Here is an 18,373-nt window from a genome sequence, read left to right as displayed (position 1 = left end):
ACCATGCGCCGGAAGCGGAAGCCGGATCGGCACGGCGAGTCGATCTGCGAAATTGGCACGAAACCCCAGGTCGCTTCTCACGACACGCATACGCTTTTCTCGGTCCGAGATAAACGACGCAACCTGATGAGAGGGCAGGCGCATGGCGGACGAACCGGAGGACACCGACACCACGTTGCCGCGCCGCCAGCTCGGCCGATTGCTACGGGATGCGAGGGCGATGGCGGGAATGAATCTCGAACAGGCCGCCGCCCTGGTGCAGTGGAGTCGGCCAACATTGAGCCGGCTCGAACGGGGCGAGACCAAAAAGGTCAGAGTCACAGATATTTTGGCGGTCTGTGAGGCATACGGGCTGGACAAGGATGCGACCGCCGTCGCGAAGGGGCTGGCTGCGCAGGTCCCCGCCAAGTCGTGGTGGCAGGCTTACAGCGATCTCATCCCCGCATGGGCGAACCCGTTTGTCGGACTGGAGTCCCGTGCGACGTCCTTGACCGTCTTTCAGCCCTTGATCGTGCACGGGCTGCTCCAGACCGCCGACTACGCGCGAGCACTCGACCGGCTCTACTTCCCCGATGACACCGAGCACGAACTCGATCGGCGAATCCAGATCCGTGTACAGCGACAATGCATTCTCACGCGCTCACACAAACCAAGCAGGATGTCGATTGTCCTGCACGAGAACGCACTTCGAACCGTCGTCGGGAACAATCGAGTGATGTCGGCACAATGCCGCCACATCGCGAACCTGAGCAGCCAGGACAACATCGATCTCCGCGTGATGAACTATCAGGCGGGTCTCCCCGTCGGAATGGCGGTGCCGCCGTTCACGATCATGGACTTCGCGAGTGACAACCACGGCAATCAACCGGTCGACCCCGCACAGGTCTACTGCGAGGGCTACGCGGGCAGCGCCTACCTCGAGAAGCGATCGGACGTGGAGAAATTCCGGCATGCGTTCCTGAAACTCCACCAGGCGAGCCTGGACGCACGCCCGAGCCGCGACATGATCAGAGAGATAGCCAGGAGGCACGAGAGTGAACGTTGAGCTGCACCGCGGCCAGTGGTTCAAGTCCAGTCACAGCTCAGGGGGCGGGGAGTGTGTGGAGGTCGCCTTCTTCGCGAGCGGCAAGGTAGGCGTCCGCGACTCGAAGAACCCCACCGGCCCGGTACTGACCTTCGCACCTGACGAATGGGACACCTTCACCGCCGGCATCAGCGGAGGTTCGTTCAGCCGGCCCTGATTCCAGGACAGGTGCCGAGGGGAAACCAAGCCCATGAACAATCTATCCACAGCACGTTGGTTCAAGAGCCAGGGCGGGGAGACGTTCGCGTAGGCCGCGCACCTGAGTGGAGGCAGCGTCGGCGTACGGGACTCGAACCTTGGAGAGCGGAGCTCCGTCACGCAGCGGAAAACCTACCGCCGCGCGAGCGGTGCGGGCCATGTGCTCAGCGCCGCGGCAGGTTGCCGGCGATCTCCTGCATGATGGATTTCGCTGCGGTGCAGATCTTCTGGCAGAGGTCGCCGCCTTCGCCTGGCGTACGAGGCGAGGAGTTCGACTGCCCGTGAGCTAATATCCGAGCGGGGCCGCAGGGTCGACACCGATACGCGGCACGGTTTCACAGCGAGGGCCGCAACCCCAGGCATGCCGGTATGCTGTGCACGCCAGTAGCTGAGTGCGACTGGTCATTCGGTTTCGTCGGGGGAATATTCGGCATGCGTCACGGTTTCAGCCGACCACGGTCGGCTCGCGTCCTGCTGCGCGCAGCGGCAGCAGCGGCATTGGCAATCACAGTCCTGACAAGTTCGGCTTGCGAATCTGATTACCTTGCGGCTGAGGACAACTCGATCGACCTCAGCAAACTCGATACCGGCAGTTTCGCGACCAAGCCGACGCCGATCACCACCACCGACGCGGCCGAGACCGGCCGACTGGCCGAGGCGCTGCGGCTGGGAAACACTATGCCGCTGCCCACGGAGATCGATCCGGCCCTGTCCCACAATTACATTGGCATACACCCCATCGCCAATACCTCGGATCTGCTGGAAGGCCACCAGATCGCCCTCGGGTGGCTCGCCGGCACCGCCTTCGCTACGAACCCCACGGGCTTCACGGCGGGCTTCGTCACCTCGGCGAGAACAGACGACGATCGCGACCTCGGATACGGGCTCACCGAAGTGGTCATGAGCTTCGACAGCGACGGCGATGCCGCCGCGGCCGCGACCGCCTACGCGGCCAACGGTTTCGTGGATGACGGCACGGGCGCGGGCGAGCCCGCGCGGTCGAGTTCGCATCCCACCGCGCTGCTCTCCTGGCTGCCCCAATTCCAGCACCTGGTGGCGTTTTATCCGACTGGGAAGTTCCTCACCCTCGTGTTGGTGGACGACGCCGAGAACAACAGCTTGAAGATCTCTGATCTGCCTGATCTGATCGGCAAGTCCGACAAGGCCATCGACGCCACGGTGGACCGGCTGAAGTCGTTCCGGCCGACTCCCCCGGACCAGCTCGGCGCGCTGCCGCTGGATCCGCAGGGCATGCTTCGCCTATCCCTGCCCCGTCCGGCCGGAGATCAGACCGAATACGCATTCGAGGGAACCTTGGACGCACGCGGCGCTCTGCAGAACGAGACGGAAGCGACGCCGGCCCGCGCGGCCTTCGATCGGGACGGGGTCGACGCGGTCAGCTACAGAGCGGGAGTTCTTTATCGGACAAGGGATTCGGCGGCGGCCAAGGATCTTCTCGACACCTATTTCCTCGACAGGTTCCATCGTCGGATCGACTCGCCCTCGGGGCTGCCGAACGCGCGATGTGTGAAGTACCACGGCCCCGATACCCGGACGTTCCCCTTCGTCTGCTCGGTCACCTACGGGCGATACGCGGCGCAGGTGTGGTCACAACAGCAGCAGGACGCGTTCCAGCGGATCTCCGCGCAGTTCGCCATCCTCGCCAACGACAAGTGAGGGGGAGCCGATGAAACGCCTCGAGACCGACCGCGGTTACAGCAGAACAGCTTTCGGCATGATCGCGCTCGGCATCGCGACGATCATGGGGATACCAGCGTTGGCCGGATGCGGGATCGATACATCCGGCGCGGCCGTCGCCGCGGAGGTCGATGTCCGACACTTCCCGATCGGCAACTATTCCACCGATCCGCTCGAATTCCGGGCGAATTATCACCGCTCAGTCATCGACGGCACTCAGCTGGCGATCGCGCGGCTGGCCGACTCCGTCGTCAGCGGAGCCGATGTCGATCCCAAGTTCGATCAAAACCTCCGGGTGGATGTGCTGAGTACGCTGGGATCTGCCTTGCGCGTGCTCGGCGATCCGGTCCAGTCGGCGCTCGAGGGCAACGGAATGATGTTCGGTTTCTCCGCTTCTGTAGGGAACCGCCCACTGACCAGGCTGCAGGACCCGGACTCCACATACAATTACAGCCTCTTCGGCGGGACCATCCCTGCTCCGGGCGCCGACTCGTTCAGCATCACCGTGTTGCAACTCCCGGATCGGCAGCGGGCACAGGCGGCCAGCGAGCAGATGGCGGCTGCCGACTTCGGTGTCGCTCCCGACCGGAATGCCCATATCACCTTGGACCGGCATCCGAGCGCAGCAGCTCATTGGCGGCCGGGTGTTCCGACGATGGCTGCAACAGCGACCGAGGGCCAGTATGTTGTCGATGTCTTCACCGCACTGCCGACACCGGATCTCGGTGCACTGCGGGAACTGACCGACAAGGTGCTCGACGCCGAGCTTCCGCTACTCGACAGAACGCCCGCGCTGTCGGCCCGCGAGGTCTATCGCCTCAACTATGACCCGGACGGAATGCTGCGCAGAACCCTACACCCCTTCGACTTTCTCGGAATTCACGGCTTGGATGAAGTCACCCATTCTCCCCGCGGCTACCTGCATCTCGTGGAGAACGCGGGAGCCTGGAAGCCGCTTCTGGCCGCCAACGGGGTGGATCGGGTCTCGACCGCCCACAAGGGCGCGCTGCTGCTCCGAACCCCGAATGCGAAGGCCGCGACCGCCCTGTGGGACGGAATCAACGGACTGCCGGGCGAACCCGTCGACAAACCCGAGGGTGTCCCCGATGTGGTCTGTGCCAGGAACTCCGCCCGCAGAACCAACAGCTGGTCGGGCTTCGAGACCTGGTACACCGACGACACCTATGTCTGCAACCTCCACTACGACCGCTACGTGGCCCGGGTAGCGAGCGACCAACTGCTCGATGCCCAGCAACGCGCAGCTGCCCAGTACGCACTGCTCGCCAACAGCCAATGGATGTGAGAAGTGCCGCAGCGGATTGACGTGGCGCGCACCCCGCCACCATGACGACCGCCCGAATGGTCACCACGCCGGCGGAACAGCACTACTCGAGCGGAGCCACGGCCCGACGCTGACCCCGTTGGCCCCCGGATCCAGGGGTCCACCTCTGCCCGGACCTACCAGTATGCTTTTTGTGCCAGATGCCAAGGCGCAGAGGGCAATCCGTTCGGGGGAGGTTCTACGTGATTCATGGTGTCGGCCGACCTCAGTCGGCCCGGACAAGGCTGTGTGCGGTAGCGGCATCAGTCGTCATATCTTTCGTGGTGGCTGGGTGCGGGTCGGAATCGACTGCACACGAGGCGGACTCGGTCGATCTGACGTCGCTCGACGCCGGCAGTTACGCCACGACGCCGATACAGGTCACCGCGTCCGACGGCGGTGCGGCGGGCCGCGCCGCGGAGGCGCTGCGGATCGGCGACGCCATGCCGCTGCCGATGGATATCGACCCGGCCCTGACCATCAATGCTGGTGGCGTGCGCCCGTTCACGAATGTCTCCGACCTGCTGATCCCTGAGATGAGGGGTGGCAAGTCGGCCTTCGGGTGGCTGGAGGACACGGCGTTCACGACCGATCCGACGGGGTTCACCGCAGGGTTCGCCACCTCCGCACAGACCGACGTGGATGCCGACCTCGGGTATCGGCTCACCGATCTGGTCCTGTCCTTCGACAGTGCCGGCGACGCCGCCGCGGCAGCGGAGGTATTCGCGTCGGCCCGATTCCTGGATTGGGGCGAGGGCTCCGGCGAGCCCACACGGTCGGAAGCCCACCCCGGTGCGCTGTTGTCCTTGCAGCCCGTCCGCCAGGTCGTCGCCGGGTTCTATCCGGTGGGGAGTTTCGTCATCGGCACGCTGATCCAGAATCAGGAGAAGGCATCCGAGAAGATCTCGGATCTGCCCGACCTGATCGCTAAGTTCGACAAGGCTATTGCCGTCACCGAGGATCGGTTGAAGTCGTTTCGTCCGACGCCGCCGGACCGGCTCACCTCCTTGCCGCTCGACCCGCTGGGCATGAGTCGCCTCACCTTGCCGCGCCCGGCCGGTGATCGAACCGCGCACGGATTCAACGGCGCTCTCGATGCGCACGGCGCACTACACCGCGAATACGCTTCCGGGGCGGCGCTCTCACTCTTCGCGAAGGACGGCGTGGACGCCGTCGGTTACGGCGCGGGAGTTCTGTATCGCACAAGGGACGACACCGCCGCGAAAGATCTGCTCGACACCTATTTCGTCGACAAGTTCCGCCATCGGATCGAATCGCCCGCGGGTCTCCCGGGCGCCCGGTGCACGAAGTATCACGGCCCGAACCGCCACGCGTTCCCGTTCGATTGCACAGTCGCCTACGGCCGGTTCGTGGCGCACGTGTGGTCCCAGCAACGGCAGGATGCGTCGCAGCGGATCTCCGCCCAGTACGCCATCCTCGCGAATGACAAGTAGGGGAATCGCGGTGCGAATCGGTACCCGCCGTGAGTGCGGCAGAAAGCTTTTCGGCAGGCTGGCCCTCGGCATCACGGCCGTCGCGGCAATCCCTTCGCTGGCCGGATGTGGTCACGATGTCTCTGGTGTCGCGGTCGCCGCGGAGGTCGACGTCCGGCAACTGCCGGTGGGGAACTACCCGACCGACCCGCTCGACGTCCGTACGACCTATGACCGGTCCATGATCATCGCGGAGAATCTCGCCACTGCCCGGCTGGCCGACAATGTGGTCGTCGGGCCGGAGGTGGATCCCATGTTCGGTCACACCGTGCTGTCCAGGGTGCTCGGGTCGCCGTCGGGCATCTCCACGATGCTGGGGGATGCGGTGCAACCGGTGCTGGAGCGGAACCACATGGTGTACGGCTATTCCGCTGCGGCCAGCACCGAAGCACGAGACCAGATGATCGGTTTCGAGGTCTCCCGCAACTTCCAGCCGTTCGGCGGCATGATCGCCGGCCCGAACGCCACCTTGTTCAGCGTCACCGTGATCCAGTTCCCCGACGCGGACCAAGCACGAGCCGCGGCCGAGGGGATGGAGGCCGCCGACTTCGACGTGTCTCCCGATCAGAACGTCCGCGTCACCCTGGACCGCACCGCCGCCGCCAAAGCCCATTGGCGACCCGGCACTCCGTCACTCGCCGCCACCATCGCCGACGGACGCTACGTGGCCGATGTGTTCGTCCAGACGCCCACCGCCGACCTGGATGCTCTCCGCTCCCTCGCCGACCGGGTCTTCGCCGCGCAACTCCCTCTGCTCGACCGGGCACCCGGACTGTCCACCCCCGAGATCTTCCGCCTCGACTACGACCCCGACGCCATGCTGCGCCGCACCCTGCACCCCACGGACTACATTGCCCTCGACGCGAACTCGGAGATCACCCATACCGCCCGCGGCTATCTGCACTACGTCCAAGCCCCGGCGACGTGGAAGCCACTGCTGGACGCACACGGCGTCGACCGCGTCTCCACCGCCGCCCACGGCGGCCTCCTCTTCCGCACACCCGACACCGAGTCCGCCATCGCCCTGCGGAACGCAATCATCGCTCTCACACCGGATTCCGCCGAACCCCCCGCCGTCCCCGACACCACCTGCGCCCGCACCTCCCATCCCGACACCACCTATCCCTGGACCAGCGCCAGCGCCTGGAACCAGAAGGACAAATTCACCTGCACACTCCAGTACCACCGCTACGTGGCCCAGGTCGCCGGCGACCAACTCCTCGATGCCCAACAGAAGGCAGCCGCCCAATACGCCCTACTCGCGAACAGCCAATCCTTCTGACCTGCCAGCCGCCCTTTGAAGCCTCACAACCAGCAAGAACCCTCACAGCGAATCAGCATGGCGCGCCTCACATCCGACCCACCAGTACACTCGGCACACCAGAAGTACGGCGTCACAGGTAATTCGGTATCGGGGGGATGTTTCGACATGCGTCATGGCCATGGCCGACTACGGTCGGCCCGTCTCGGGGTGCGCGCGGCCGCGGCCGCAGCGCTGGCGATTTCGGTCCTGGTGAGCGCGGGGTGCGGGTCGGAATCACATGCGGCTGAAGAGAAGCCTGCGGAACTCAGCAAGCTGGATACGGGCAATTACCCGACCAAGCCGCAGGATCCGATTGCGGCGGACCCCGCCAAGCAGGCCCGCATTCTCGAGGCAGCTCGACTCGGCAATATTCTGCCGCTGGGTTCGGAGATCGACCCCACCCTGGCCCGGAATGGGTCCGGCGTACACATCTTCACCGAACCGAACACCTATGACGGAATCCTGAATATCGATCACTTCGCCGAAGACGCGGCCGGATTCGTCGTCGGCTTCGCGACGAGTGCACGTCCCGCCGACGATGTCTTCCTGGGCTACACGCTGACCAATACGGTCATGATCTTCGACAGCGACGCCGCCGCGGCCAACGCCGCAAACGCTCTGGTCCGTCGCGGCTTCTGGCTGTCGCAGGACGGCGCGGTGGTGGATTCGCTCCATTCGGCACAGCATCCTGCCGCCCAGATCATCTGGGCTCCAACGGAACAGCGGCTCGCTTCCTGGTATCCCACCGGGAAATTTGTCATCTTCACCATGTTCGATCTGGTCGAGAATCGATCCGTCGAGCACAGTTTCGGAGTGGCTCCCGAGCCCGCGCCTCTCGCATTGGCCGACAAGGCAATCGATGTGACCACCGAGCGGTTGAAGACCTTCCAGCCGACACCGCCGGACAAACTCGCCAGTCTCCCACTGGACCCCGATGGCATGCTCCGGGTGACCCTGCCACGTCCTGCGGGCGACCAGACCTCGGCGGCGTTCACCGGGACCCTCGACCGACAGGGCATGTTGCACGTCGTCGAGAATCCGGCCAAGTACCGGGATCTCTTCGAGAAGACCGGCGTGGATTCCATCAGCGACGGTGCGGGATTTCTGGTTCGGGCCAAGGATTCCGATTCAGCTCAGACCTTCCTCGACAGCGCGTCTGCCTCGCGATATCAACATCGGATCGACCCTCCGGCCGGGCTTCCGAACGCGCATTGCGTGAAGTACCACGGACCTGACGACCACGCGGCCCCTTTCCATTGCTACGTCGCGTACGGACGGTACGCGGCGACGGTGTGGTCACAGCAGCAACAGGATGTGTATCAGCGGATCTCCGCGCAGTACGCCATCCTGGCCAACAACAAGTAGGGGGACTTGTGAAGAAGCTCGGTTCTCACCGTTCATCGGGCGGAACGATCATCGGCGCCCTCGCGGTTCTTCTGGCTGCCACTTCGGTCGCAGGGTGCGCGAGCACGGTCAAGGGGGCTCCGGCCGCGGGCGAGATCGGCCTGGAAAAACTCACCGTCGGCAACTACCCGACCGAACCGCTCGACGTGCGGTTCTCGTATCAGCACACCGCGCTCGACGCCCGGGCCCTCGCTCTGGGACGACTAGCCGACAATGTCGTGGTCGGCGCCGACGTCGACCCGAAATTCAGCCATAACGTGCTTGCGCTGTCGATGGACAACTTGGCCGCGGCGAAAGCGACGCAGGTCCTGGCGGGAGCTGTCCGTCCCGTGCTGGAAAGCAATGGAATGATGTTCGGCTTCTCGACCGCCGCAAGCACGCGGGAACTGCCGAAATCCCGTCAACGCGATCGATCCGGCAACTTCAATCCGTTCGATGGCGCCCTGGGCGATCCAGAAGCCACCGCGTTCAATGTGACCGTCTTGCAGTTCCCCGACCGCGAACGTGCTCGAGCGGCCGCCGACCAGATGGAGGCCGCGGACTTCGCGGTCTCGGCCGATCAGAACGTCCACATCACCCTGGACAAACAGCCGGACGCGAAAGCCCACTGGCGCCCGGGCATTCCATCGATGGCCGCGACGCTGGCGTATGGTCAGTACGCCGTGAATGTCTATGTCGCACAGCCCAAACCCGACCTCGATGGGCTGCGGACGCTGGCCCAGCAAGTATTCGCAGCGGAATTGCCACTTCTCGACAAGGCACCGGCGCTGTCGCCACACGAGATTCTCCGTCTCGACTACGACCCCGACGAGATGCAACGCAGAACTCTCCACCCCAAGGAGTACCTCCGTCCTCATCCGGTCAGCGAGGCGACACACACGCCCCGAGGCCATCTCCACTATGTCGACGACCAGGCCACATGGAAACGTCTGCTCGACGACAACGGCGTCGATCGTGTCTCCAACGCCACCATGGGTGGTCAGGTATTCCGCGCACGGGACGCCGAGGCAGCCGCCACGCTGTGGTCCGGAATCAAGGCAACGGCGAGCGGCTCCGCCGAGGCACCGGCCAACGTCCCCGACATCTCGTGCAGTGCCGAACCCAAGGACAAGTTCGAGGAGGCCTGGTACGCCTTCGATCTCCCGGCATCCAGCACCGTCTACGTCTGTGCGGTGCACTACGGCCGGTACGTCGCCCGGGTAGCCAGTCCCCAGTTGGTCGACGTCCAGCAGCGCGCCGCAGCACAGTACGCCTTGCTGGCCAAAAGCCAGTTCATGTGAGGAATCCGGATGAATATCGGAGCGGGCACCATCATCCGCGGCTACCGCATCGAGCGTAAGCTCGGATCGGGTGGCATGGGCACGGTCTACCTGGCTCGGCATCCCGAGTTGCCGCGATGGGACGCGCTCAAGGTACTGAGCCCGCAGTACAGCCAGGATGCGGAGTACCGGGCCCGCTTCGAACGTGAAGCGAATCTCGCTGCGGCTCTGGACCATCCGAATATCGTCGCGATCTACAACCGCGGCGAGGACAACGGTCAGCTCTGGATCGCGATGCAGTATGTCAATGGCATCGACGCGGCCGCTGCCGCGGAACGAGACCCTCGGTCGATAACCCCGTGGCGAGCACTGCACATCGTGACCGAAGTCGGCCGGGGCCTCGACCATGCGCACCGTCGAGGTCTGCTGCATCGGGACGTCAAGCCCGCCAATTTCCTGCTGTCGATGGGTGACGGCGGCGAAGAACGTGTGCTGCTGACCGATTTCGGCGTCGCGAAGTCGACCGAGGACGCCAGCGAGCTCACTCAAGCGGGTGGCTTCGTAGCCACGATCGCCTATGCCTCGCCGGAGCAATTGAGTGGAGATCGGCTCGATCACCGTGCCGATATCTACAGTCTCGCTTGCTCTTTCTTCCGCCTGGTCACAGGGCAGAATCCGTATCCGGGCACCCAACCGGCCGTGGTGATGATGGGGCACCTCAGCGAACCGCCACCGCGTATCACCGCCGTCGACCCCACGCTGCCGGCTGCGGTGGACGATGTGATCGCTGTGGCGATGGCGAAGAATCCCGCCGATCGATTCGAGTCCTGCCACGAGTTCACTGCCGCGCTGAAGTCGGCGCTCGAGTACGGGGTTTCCGGTCTGTCGATGCAGACCGTGCCACACGCCCGGAACACTGTTCCAGCAACGGCGTCAGGGGCAGCAACCACTACCGCGACGCCTGTGCAGAAGGATGCCCGTAAACGTCTCTGGCTTGCCGGAGGCGTTGCCGCGACGGTCGTCGCACTGGCCGCAGGCGCAGGAATCTGGGCGATGAGCGACTCGACGTCCAGCGGAGACCGAAGCGCATTGGCCGAGGCCCGTAGCGATAATCCCGCCTTCAACGGGAAAAGCATTGTCGTAATGGATATCTCGGGCAAGAGCGGCTACTCGGCGGAGATGGATGTTCAGCTGAAGCCCAGTGCGCAGTCGAAGTTCCTCGAAGACCTCGGGTTCAGCTACAACCCGAATTTCCTGAGCAAGGGAGATGAACCGAATCCCCGGCCCATCAAATCGGGATCGGACTCTCAGTACGCCGCGCTGTCCCAGGTGACATCGGGTTACCTGCTCGCCGTCCGGAGTGATACCGATGCGGGCGGTGGCGGATTGGTCAATCTCCCGGCCTCGGTAGCGGGGACCACGGCGTCGGTCATCGTCGTCGACGATCCAACTACAGTTGCCGCCATCCGGCAGTGGTCGGCCAATTCGGAGCAGGTGCTACTCGACAAACTCCTGCCGATCTTGCGCAAGCGAGTCAAGTAGCACCGGTCCGGTGATCAACACCACCGGACCTGCTCCCTACTGAGTCGGCAGCGTGTCCCAGTTCTTCAGAGCGTCCTTGTTGGACAGCGTCGGACCGGGGACAAGCTGGCCGATGATCTCCCACGGAGCCAGGTGCGGTGCACCACCCAGTCCGAGTGTCTGAGCCGTTGCGAGATCGGGAATGCCGTATCGGATCCCGTTGTCGGCGATGTAGAACAAGCTCTCGCGCCGCTGACTGCCCGGCTCGATGCCGGTGGTTCGCACGAATTCACCAGTGGTCGGCGGCACATAGACGGCGTCCACCCGGTCACCGGAAGAACCGTCCTTGGTAGCGAGATCAACCGGCTTCCGTGAATCAGGCAGCGGCAGACGCGTGCCGACGAGTAGTTGAACCGTAGCCCGGTCCGAGGGCCCCTCGGTCGCATCCGGCTGTTCCTTGCCGAGACCACTCTTCTTGGCCCAGGTGATGCAGGTGACCGGGTTGTCCTCCGCGGCAATGATCTTCGGAGTGGAGTCGGGGAAGTCGTCGACGGGCAAGGAATGGACGACCGGGATACCGTTGAGCACGTCCGGGGTCATCGCCTTGAAGCCGTTCATGCCCTGGGAGTTGTCGGAGCCGATCACCTGTGCGGTGAACGCGGAGATCCGTTGCACGCCGTCCGCCAGCACGATGTACAGATCGGTTCGGTCCGATCCATCCAGCGCAGCCACCTTGATGATGCCGCCGACCGGCATGCTGTTCAGCTTGCCGAGGCCGTTCTCGCCGACATGCGGAATCGTAGGAGGAACCAGGGGCGGAACCCTGACCGCCGCACCGATGAGATCGGTGGTCGCCGGGCGCGGCCGCTTGCCACTGACCCCGAGCGCTTGCGCGATCGAATCCTTGGCCCGATCGAACTCCGCGATCTTGCCGTCGTAGATCAGGTAGTCCTTGCCACCTTTGCTCGCCCAGACCGCCGAGCCCTTGTCGGCCACCTTCACCCGGTCGCTGAGCTCCAGACTCCCGGAGATGACAGTCGTTTCCGCCCCCGAGGACGAAGCCGCACCACCGGAAGCCGACAGCGGCACCTTGTCGCACAGAGTCCATTGGGAGCGCTCACCCTGTCCCGTACCGGGAAGGGCGGCCGGAACACCGGGAATTCCGAGGATCGGTCCACGCGGAACCGAATTCAGCTTGCTGTCCTTGACCGATTTCGGTGTCTCGCTCGTACCCGAGATCAACCGCGCCGACGCGAGATTCAGCGTCGGATACAGGGTCATCTTGGTCTTGTCGTCCTTGTCCCGAACAACGACGTACAGTGCGCCACTGTCCTTGCCCATCACAATGTTGGCGTCGCCGATGGAGCCCTGCGGACGAATGAATGCCATGATGGCCGCGCCCGCGACCACGAGTACGGCCAGGACCGTGCCGACCATCAGCGATCGGAACTGTGACCGCATGGGGTCGTGCAGCATGCGGACATCTCGGCGGATCAGTGCGTGGTCGAGGCGGCGCAGTAGAAATCGGTACCCATTGACCTGGGCACGGGTGGTCAATTGGGCTGGCACTAACCAAATCCTTCGTCGAACCCGGAGTTACGGACACGGAGTACTGGGCGCCGACCGACGAAAGCGCACCCTCCTTCGCGAAGGGTGCGCTTTCGCAAGTGGCACCGGCGTCTCGCTACATGAAGGAGTTGCCGACCTTGGCGTCCGCGGCGAGCGCATTCGAAAGGGCGCTTTCGACCGCGTGCGCGACGGCGTCCAGAGTCGACAGGCACTTGTCCGCGTAGGCGTTGTCCCAGTCGCCCTTCGCCGCGACCACGGCTTCCAGCGCACCGTTCTCGGCACCGCTGTTGGGGTCCGACCAAGCCTTCTTCAGCCGCTCGACGGCCTGCCCGAGGTCGCTGGAGGTGTCGACCTTGGAAGTGCCGTCACCCGCGATCGCGACCAGGTCGCTGTGGAACTGACGGAGATCCGCCACGAGGGTGGTCATCCCAGCCTTGTCGTAAAGCATTTCTTTTCCTTTGCAAGAGTTGGAGAAGTCGGAGAATTCGTTCAGGCCCTGCGGCCGTCACCCGAGGTTCGTGAGAGCCTTTGCGAAGTCGTCCTTGTTGGTGATGTCGACGTTCTGGAAGACGTCGGTACCGGAGCCGACCTTCTCCTGGAACTCGTCCATCGCCTTGTTCAGCTTCTGAGCCTCGTCGTCCCACGCCACCGCGGCAGAGTTGAACGCGTCGGCCGCCTCACCGGCGAAGTGACCCTTGGACGAGTCGACCCGGTCGGTGATCTTCTTCAGCACGTCCTTGATCGACGCGACAACGTCGGCCATGTGGGACTGCGCGGCCTTCGCGAGTTCCGCTTCGTTTGCAACCATCGTCTGTACCTTGCCTTTTCTTCGGAAATGGATAGGCGATGCGCTGCGGCATCACCGGTTCGGGGCGTCAGCTGCGAAGTCACGGGTGACTCACGACAGCCACCTCCCCCCGGGCAGCGAGTCGATCAGAGCCGAGATCGACTGCGCGATACGGTGATCACTGCCCGGTGTCAGCGTGGACCAGAGTTGCTGGTCCGGGGCGACGCCCGGTGCGGCCACGATGCGGCCTCGTGCGGTGTCGTAGACCGCGACGGCTCCGGGCGATCGGTCGGTGAGGCCGTCGGCGTAGGCGTAGGCCACGATTTCGGCGTAGGAGTGGGTGGCGGAGAGGGCGAGGCCGTAGGCGGTGGCGTCGGTGTCGGGGACGCCGAGGGTGTAGACGGTGCTCGCGTAGTCTTCGGAAGTTGTTGCGGTGTCGAGGCGTTCGGCCAGGTCGGCGGATTCGGCGCTGAATGCGGCGAGATCGGCGGGCGGGCAGGGGCCGAGGGCGTCGAGGAGGGGGCGGGCCAGGGAGTCGCCGGAGCCGTCGGACCATAGGGGATTCAGGTCGAGGGTGTCGCCGCGGCGGATGGCGACGGCGTGGCTGTCGGCGCGGCGGGCGACGCAGACGCGTAGTTGGCCGTCTGCGGTGTGGACCCGCATGGCTAGCTCGCGGTCGGGTTGGGCGAGGGTGAAAAGTGTTGTGGCGGTGTCGGTGTCGACGTCTCCGTGGGCGTCGACGATGCGGCGGGCGCGTAGGTCGGCGCGGGCCTGCTCTTGGGCTTCCTGCCAGTCCTGGTAGGCCTCCTGGCGTGGCCCGACGGATAGGACGAGCGGTAAGGTCTGCACACCTAGGTGGCCGGCTAGCGCGATGAGTCCGTCGTTGGTGAGGGTGGTCATGTGGCCGACCCCTGACCGCCGCCGGATTCCGCTGTGCTGGTTACCTTTTCGGACCCACTGCCCGCGTTGAAGGCGATGTCGACGGGCGCGCGCTGGGCGGCCGGGTCGAGGCCGCCGAGGACGGCGGGCGCGACCTGCATGCCGGAGGTGAGGCCCAGTTCGTTGTCACTGGTGGGCGCGCCGACGAGACCGGCCCGCGGCGTGTGCTCCTCGTCGCTGGACTGCCCGGCGCCCCCCATCGGCGCAGGGGCCATGGTCGTCCCGCTCTGCTGCACCGTAACCGGTTGCGTCACAACGCGTTGCGTGGTGGTTTCCTTGGCCTCGACGGTGGTGGCGCGCACCTGCGTCAACGGCATGGGCGGCAGGTTGAGCGAGCCGAGGTTGATATTCGGCATCGACGGCGTCGGAACCGCGGGCGCTTCCGCCTCGACCGGTGCGACCGGCTGTTCGGCGGGCGTCAGCCCGGCGGTGACCTGCGGCGGCGCCTGGTGTTCCCACGGCTTGGCCAGCGATTCGGTGGCGGCCTCGTAGGTCCGCATGACCCGCGCCGCCTGCGCCTTGGCCGCGTCGGCGTCCATGTCGGTCTTGGCGAGCCCGCCCAGCAGGGGCATCCCGCCCGCCAGCCCGAGCTGCTGCATCAGCTGCTGCAGATCCTTGAGCTTCTCGACCTCGTCGACGTCGGGCATGGTCAGTTTCGCGAGTTCGTACGCGGCCGCGTGCGTTTCGGCCTGCACCGCATTACCGGCGGCCGCGGAGGCAGAAGCCCCCATCCAGTCACGCAGCGCTCTGATGCGTTCGATGAAGGGCCCACTGTGCTTGGATTCCCAAGCACTGTCGAGGATTACGAGAATTCTCTCGTACTCCACAGCGGCGGCTGCGAAACCCGCGCTCAGTCGAGTCCACGCGAGCCCGGCTTCGGCGGCGGGGATCGCCCCGGCGCCCGTCACCAGTTCACGCGCCAGCTCTTCGGGCGGCCTGGATTCCCAAACCGTCTCGGTGAAGCCGGGTTTCGTCGGTTCCAGCATCGAGAAGGGTCTCCGCTCAGCCGGCGAAGCCGAGGACGGACTGCTCCTCGACCTTGCCGAAGGCGTCGAACTGGCTGCGCAACGTGGAGGCGAGGTTCCGCAGTTCGGTGACGCCGTCGCCGCCGGAGGCCACGAAGGACGCGGCGACCGTGTTGAGGGTCTGTGCGGCGCGCTGCGACACCTCGTCGGAGCCGGCGGGCGCGAAGTCCAGCTTCGCCTGCTCCACACCGAGCCCGTTGGCGATGCGGTCGGCGAGCGCGTCCAGCTGGGCCGCGGCGTCGCGAGCGGTCGAGGCGTCGAAGCGCAGACCGTCGAATGCGTTGATGCTCATGCCAATCCTCCTGTGTCCCCTGGCAATTCGAAATCAGAGTGTGAGGGCCTTGTCCGGTGGCTCCTCGATGGCCTCGATGGCGCCGACGACCGGCAGCACCACGCCTTCGATGACGCCGACCACTTCGTCGCCGTGCGCGCCGGTGACCAGGCCCGAGCGGTCCGAGGTGGATTCCTCGTCGGCGGCGCCCGCGCGTCCGGCGGCGCCGGCGCCCGTCATGCCCGGCGAGCTGGTCGAGGTGGTGCGGCCGTTGGCCTCGGTGGTGGTCTTCGGTATTCCGGCGCCGGTGTTGCTGACCTCGCCGGTGGGAATCCGGTTGGCGCCCACCGTGTTCGAGGGCGTCGTGGTGGTGGGCACGCCGCCGCCGAAGATGGTGCTGAGCGGGCTGCCGCCGCCACCGTCGGTCTTGGTGCCGTCCGGGTTCTCGGTCTTCTTGGCCTCGTCGGTCTTGGTGGTGGTCGTCGAGGGCGTCGTGGTGGTGGTCTTGTTGGTGTTGTTGTTCGTATTGGTGTTGTTGTTGCTGGTCAGCGCGGAGCTGAGATCGCTGACGCCGCTGGACAGCACCGTCGCGCCCTTCTCGACCACCTTCTCGGCGACCGTCGGCGCGACACTGGAGATGGGCTGCAGCGCGGTTCCGACCATGTTCACCAGGTTCGAGATATTGGACGCGACGGGCGCGCCCGCGATCATGATCTTCGTGCCGGCCTCGAGGATCTCGGCGGTGCTGCCCGCGAGCTGCACCTTGGTCTTGGCCGCGATGGCCAGGCCCGCATTGATGGTCTCGGTCGCGGTGGCGATCAGCCACGGGATGCCTGCGGGGGTGGCGATCAGCGCGGTCGCCGCGGTCAACTGTGCGATGAATTGCGCGATGAGAGCGGACATTTCGGCGTAGCCCTCGGCGACGATGGCTTCGGCGGAGATCAGGATGCCGTGCTGCTGCGCGCCCTGCGCGGCCACCGTGCCGCTCTGCGCTTCGACCTCGTTGCTCTTGAGCTGAGCGGCGGTCGCCGCGTCCCCGCTGAAAGTGTTCATCAGCGTGCTGGTCGCCGACTTGCTTTGCGAGGTAGCCGAAGTCAGCGCACTGATCAGCGAGGTGATGATGGTCGCCGGGTTGAAACTGCTGTTGCTCAGGCTCCCGGTGCCGAACGATTGCAGCAGGCTGGTGACCGGCTGGATCAACGCCGTGGGGTCGATGGTCGGCAGCGTGGGCAGCTGCAGCCCCGACAGATCCGGCAGGCTGATTTGCGGGATCTGCGGCAGCTGCGGCAATCCCATGGTGCTCAACACATCCGTGACCGGTGTATCGAGGTAAGGACCGATCGGGCTGCTGCGCAGCCCGTCCAGCACGGTCGGATTCGACGGACTCGTCACAGCATCGTCGATAGGAAGCTCGCCGCCGAGGTCACCTCATTGGTGCCGTAGGTGCCGACCGCCGTGTACGCCGCCGTGGCCGTGTTCGCGTGCACCGCGGCGATCTCCGCCGACGACATCAGGAAGTTCCCCTGCGCGACCGCGAAGGCCGCCAGGAATTCCTGCCCGATCAGACCGAAAACCGGAACCGCCTGCGCCATCGCGGCACCCACGTCCGCGGCTGCCGCCCCCGCGACCTGCGCGGCGATTCCCGCCTTCTCGGTGCCGTACGCCAGGATGGGCGGAAATTCCGCCGCCACGTGATCAGCCATCAGTGTCCCTCCCACTACCCTTGATCTTGCTCAGACTACAAGCACGAAATTTCTTGTGCCAGACCGCAAGATGCAAACTCTGGCGCAAAGTTCTGTTAACAGACCGGCCTACTCGGCCATCTCCTCATTGAACCGGTCGACGATCTCGGCCCGCCGTTCGAACGCCCGCCGCGCCGCCTGCGCCGCCGTCGTCACCACGGCCTGCTCGAACTCCGCCGGCGTCATTCGCGATACCGCGCTACTGAACTGCAGGTCCTTGAGCGCGCCGTTCCCGTCGACCTCCGCGGTCACGGCCCCGTTCTCGGACGTCTCCCGCCCGCGCACGGCCGCCATCTGATCCGCCAAGTCCTGAAACCGATACAGCTGCCGCCGCACCTGCTCCTGCAACTCATCCATCGACGAAACCACGAGCCCCCCTCTCACACCGTCCTGAGCCAACTCTGCGGCTCAGTATCGTAGTCCTGCTCCTCGACAATCTCCTGCCGAGCCACATCCGCCTCGGTAGGAAGCCCCGCTCTAGCCAGCCCCGCCGCATCAACCCCGGCCTCCTCCAACTGCTTCCGCAGCGCGAGTCCAGCCCGATTGGCAGCCTTCTGGCAAAGCCGCAACACTTCCCCCGCCAACTGCCCCGGATCCCGATGCAACTCAGCCGATTCAACCTTCACGGCCAGCGGCAGACCTTGATTGGTAGTCCGCACCCGAATCGACCCGGTCGTATTGGCAACCACCAGCGAGGCCCAATCCCCCTCACCAGCACCAGAACTGACCGCCCCCACCTCAGTCACGGCGAACTCCCTC

19 protein-coding genes are annotated in these 18,373 nt (G+C 65.2%); 9 read left to right on the top strand and 10 right to left on the bottom strand.

The genetic code is table 11. From position 1 onward, the window contains the following. Positions 1-142 precede the first annotated feature (142 nt). From ACQP06_RS04750 to ACQP06_RS04710, 9 genes are all read left to right on the top strand, one after another. Entirely contained in the window at positions 143-1,045 is a 903-nt protein-coding gene (locus ACQP06_RS04750) for a helix-turn-helix domain-containing protein (RefSeq protein WP_433670723.1), read from the top strand. After that, entirely contained in the window at positions 1,035-1,241 is a 207-nt protein-coding gene (locus ACQP06_RS04745; protein WP_433670722.1) for a DUF397 domain-containing protein, read from the top strand. The genes ACQP06_RS04750 and ACQP06_RS04745 overlap by 11 nt, the downstream gene beginning before the upstream one ends. Before the next feature lie 539 nt (positions 1,242-1,780). Then, positions 1,781-2,959, top strand: coding sequence for a DUF7373 family lipoprotein (locus ACQP06_RS04740; RefSeq protein WP_433670720.1), 1,179 nt, complete (start codon positions 1,781-1,783; stop codon positions 2,957-2,959). A gap of 10 nt (positions 2,960-2,969) precedes the next feature. Then, positions 2,970-4,283: a DUF7373 family lipoprotein gene (locus ACQP06_RS04735; protein WP_433670719.1), complete on the top strand. Its 1,314-nt coding sequence runs from the start codon at positions 2,970-2,972 to the stop codon at positions 4,281-4,283. Between the two features lie 299 nt (positions 4,284-4,582). Continuing rightward, positions 4,583-5,755, top strand: a complete 1,173-nt coding sequence (locus ACQP06_RS04730) for a DUF7373 family lipoprotein (RefSeq protein WP_433670717.1) — start codon at positions 4,583-4,585, stop codon at positions 5,753-5,755. A 10-nt stretch (positions 5,756-5,765) separates the two neighbouring features. Continuing rightward, on the top strand, positions 5,766-7,076 hold the full coding sequence (locus tag ACQP06_RS04725) for a DUF7373 family lipoprotein (protein WP_433670715.1): 1,311 nt from the start codon (positions 5,766-5,768) through the stop codon (positions 7,074-7,076). A gap of 15 nt (positions 7,077-7,091) precedes the next feature. Then, positions 7,092-8,462 carry a DUF7373 family lipoprotein gene (locus tag ACQP06_RS04720; protein WP_433670713.1) on the top strand — a complete coding sequence of 457 codons (1,371 nt, stop codon included), beginning with the start codon at positions 7,092-7,094 and terminating at the stop codon, positions 8,460-8,462. An 8-nt stretch (positions 8,463-8,470) separates the two neighbouring features. Further along, positions 8,471-9,781 carry a DUF7373 family lipoprotein gene (locus ACQP06_RS04715; protein ID WP_357282339.1) on the top strand — a complete coding sequence of 437 codons (1,311 nt, stop codon included), beginning with the start codon at positions 8,471-8,473 and terminating at the stop codon, positions 9,779-9,781. Between the two features lie 9 nt (positions 9,782-9,790). Further along, positions 9,791-11,302: a serine/threonine-protein kinase gene (locus ACQP06_RS04710; RefSeq protein WP_433670711.1), complete on the top strand. Its 1,512-nt coding sequence runs from the start codon at positions 9,791-9,793 to the stop codon at positions 11,300-11,302. 36 nt (positions 11,303-11,338) lie between these two features. Here the strand turns inward: ACQP06_RS04710 and eccB are convergent, their stop codons facing one another. The 10 genes from eccB to ACQP06_RS04660 all read right to left on the bottom strand — a co-directional run bounded on the left by eccB (position 11,339) and on the right by ACQP06_RS04660 (position 18,360). Then, positions 11,339-12,850, bottom strand: coding sequence for a type VII secretion protein EccB (gene eccB, locus ACQP06_RS04705; RefSeq protein ID WP_433670709.1), 1,512 nt, complete (start codon positions 12,848-12,850; stop codon positions 11,339-11,341). Positions 12,851-12,965: 115 nt separating this feature from the next. Then, positions 12,966-13,298, bottom strand: a complete 333-nt coding sequence (locus ACQP06_RS04700) for a hypothetical protein (RefSeq protein ID WP_433670707.1) — start codon at positions 13,296-13,298, stop codon at positions 12,966-12,968. A 57-nt stretch (positions 13,299-13,355) separates the two neighbouring features. After that, the gene (locus ACQP06_RS04695) at positions 13,356-13,658 is read right to left on the bottom strand and encodes a WXG100 family type VII secretion target (RefSeq protein ID WP_357282343.1); all 303 of its coding nucleotides are present in this window, start codon (positions 13,656-13,658) and stop codon (positions 13,356-13,358) included. Between the two features lie 90 nt (positions 13,659-13,748). Continuing rightward, the gene (locus ACQP06_RS04690) at positions 13,749-14,537 is read right to left on the bottom strand and encodes an ESX secretion-associated protein EspG (protein ID WP_433670705.1); all 789 of its coding nucleotides are present in this window, start codon (positions 14,535-14,537) and stop codon (positions 13,749-13,751) included. Next, positions 14,534-15,562, bottom strand: coding sequence for a PPE domain-containing protein (locus tag ACQP06_RS04685; protein WP_433670704.1), 1,029 nt, complete (start codon positions 15,560-15,562; stop codon positions 14,534-14,536). Before ACQP06_RS04685 ends, ACQP06_RS04690 begins: the two co-directional genes overlap by 4 nt. A 16-nt stretch (positions 15,563-15,578) precedes the next feature. Continuing rightward, positions 15,579-15,893 carry a PE family protein gene (locus ACQP06_RS04680; RefSeq protein WP_357088993.1) on the bottom strand — a complete coding sequence of 105 codons (315 nt, stop codon included), beginning with the start codon at positions 15,891-15,893 and terminating at the stop codon, positions 15,579-15,581. A gap of 33 nt (positions 15,894-15,926) precedes the next feature. Next, positions 15,927-17,264 (bottom strand): hypothetical protein, encoded by a 1,338-nt coding sequence (locus ACQP06_RS04675; RefSeq protein WP_433670701.1) that lies wholly within the window; start codon positions 17,262-17,264, stop codon positions 15,927-15,929. Then, the gene (locus ACQP06_RS04670) at positions 17,261-17,575 is read right to left on the bottom strand and encodes a hypothetical protein (protein WP_357088998.1); all 315 of its coding nucleotides are present in this window, start codon (positions 17,573-17,575) and stop codon (positions 17,261-17,263) included. Before ACQP06_RS04670 ends, ACQP06_RS04675 begins: the two co-directional genes overlap by 4 nt. 108 nt (positions 17,576-17,683) lie before the next feature. Then, positions 17,684-17,971, bottom strand: a complete 288-nt coding sequence (locus ACQP06_RS04665) for a YbaB/EbfC family nucleoid-associated protein (RefSeq protein ID WP_357282351.1) — start codon at positions 17,969-17,971, stop codon at positions 17,684-17,686. Between the two features lie 23 nt (positions 17,972-17,994). Beyond that, positions 17,995-18,360 (bottom strand): hypothetical protein, encoded by a 366-nt coding sequence (locus ACQP06_RS04660; RefSeq protein ID WP_357089002.1) that lies wholly within the window; start codon positions 18,358-18,360, stop codon positions 17,995-17,997. Positions 18,361-18,373: the final 13 nt, after the last annotated feature.

Source organism: Nocardia sp. CA-136227, assembly GCF_050955695.1.
Classification (GTDB): domain Bacteria; phylum Actinomycetota; class Actinomycetes; order Mycobacteriales; family Mycobacteriaceae; genus Nocardia.
The sequence above is the reverse complement of the archived record's forward strand: the minus strand, read 5'-3'. Positions and strand labels throughout refer to the sequence as shown.

Bases quoted from the DNA above. Each gene is read 5' to 3' on its own strand.
- ACQP06_RS04750 (WP_433670723.1), top strand. From the start codon at position 143: ATGGCGGACGAACCGGAGGACACCGACACCACGTTGCCGCGCCGCCAG.
- ACQP06_RS04735 (WP_433670719.1), top strand. From the start codon at position 2,970: ATGAAACGCCTCGAGACCGACCGCGGTTACAGCAGAACAGCTTTCGGC.
- ACQP06_RS04710 (WP_433670711.1), top strand. From the start codon at position 9,791: ATGAATATCGGAGCGGGCACCATCATCCGCGGCTACCGCATCGAGCGT.
- ACQP06_RS04700 (WP_433670707.1), bottom strand. From the start codon at position 13,298: ATGCTTTACGACAAGGCTGGGATGACCACCCTCGTGGCGGATCTCCGT.
- ACQP06_RS04695 (WP_357282343.1), bottom strand. From the start codon at position 13,658: ATGGTTGCAAACGAAGCGGAACTCGCGAAGGCCGCGCAGTCCCACATG.
- ACQP06_RS04690 (WP_433670705.1), bottom strand. From the start codon at position 14,537: ATGACCACCCTCACCAACGACGGACTCATCGCGCTAGCCGGCCACCTA.
- ACQP06_RS04685 (WP_433670704.1), bottom strand. From the start codon at position 15,562: ATGCTGGAACCGACGAAACCCGGCTTCACCGAGACGGTTTGGGAATCC.
- ACQP06_RS04680 (WP_357088993.1), bottom strand. From the start codon at position 15,893: ATGAGCATCAACGCATTCGACGGTCTGCGCTTCGACGCCTCGACCGCT.
- ACQP06_RS04670 (WP_357088998.1), bottom strand. From the start codon at position 17,575: ATGGCTGATCACGTGGCGGCGGAATTTCCGCCCATCCTGGCGTACGGC.
- ACQP06_RS04665 (WP_357282351.1), bottom strand. From the start codon at position 17,971: ATGGATGAGTTGCAGGAGCAGGTGCGGCGGCAGCTGTATCGGTTTCAG.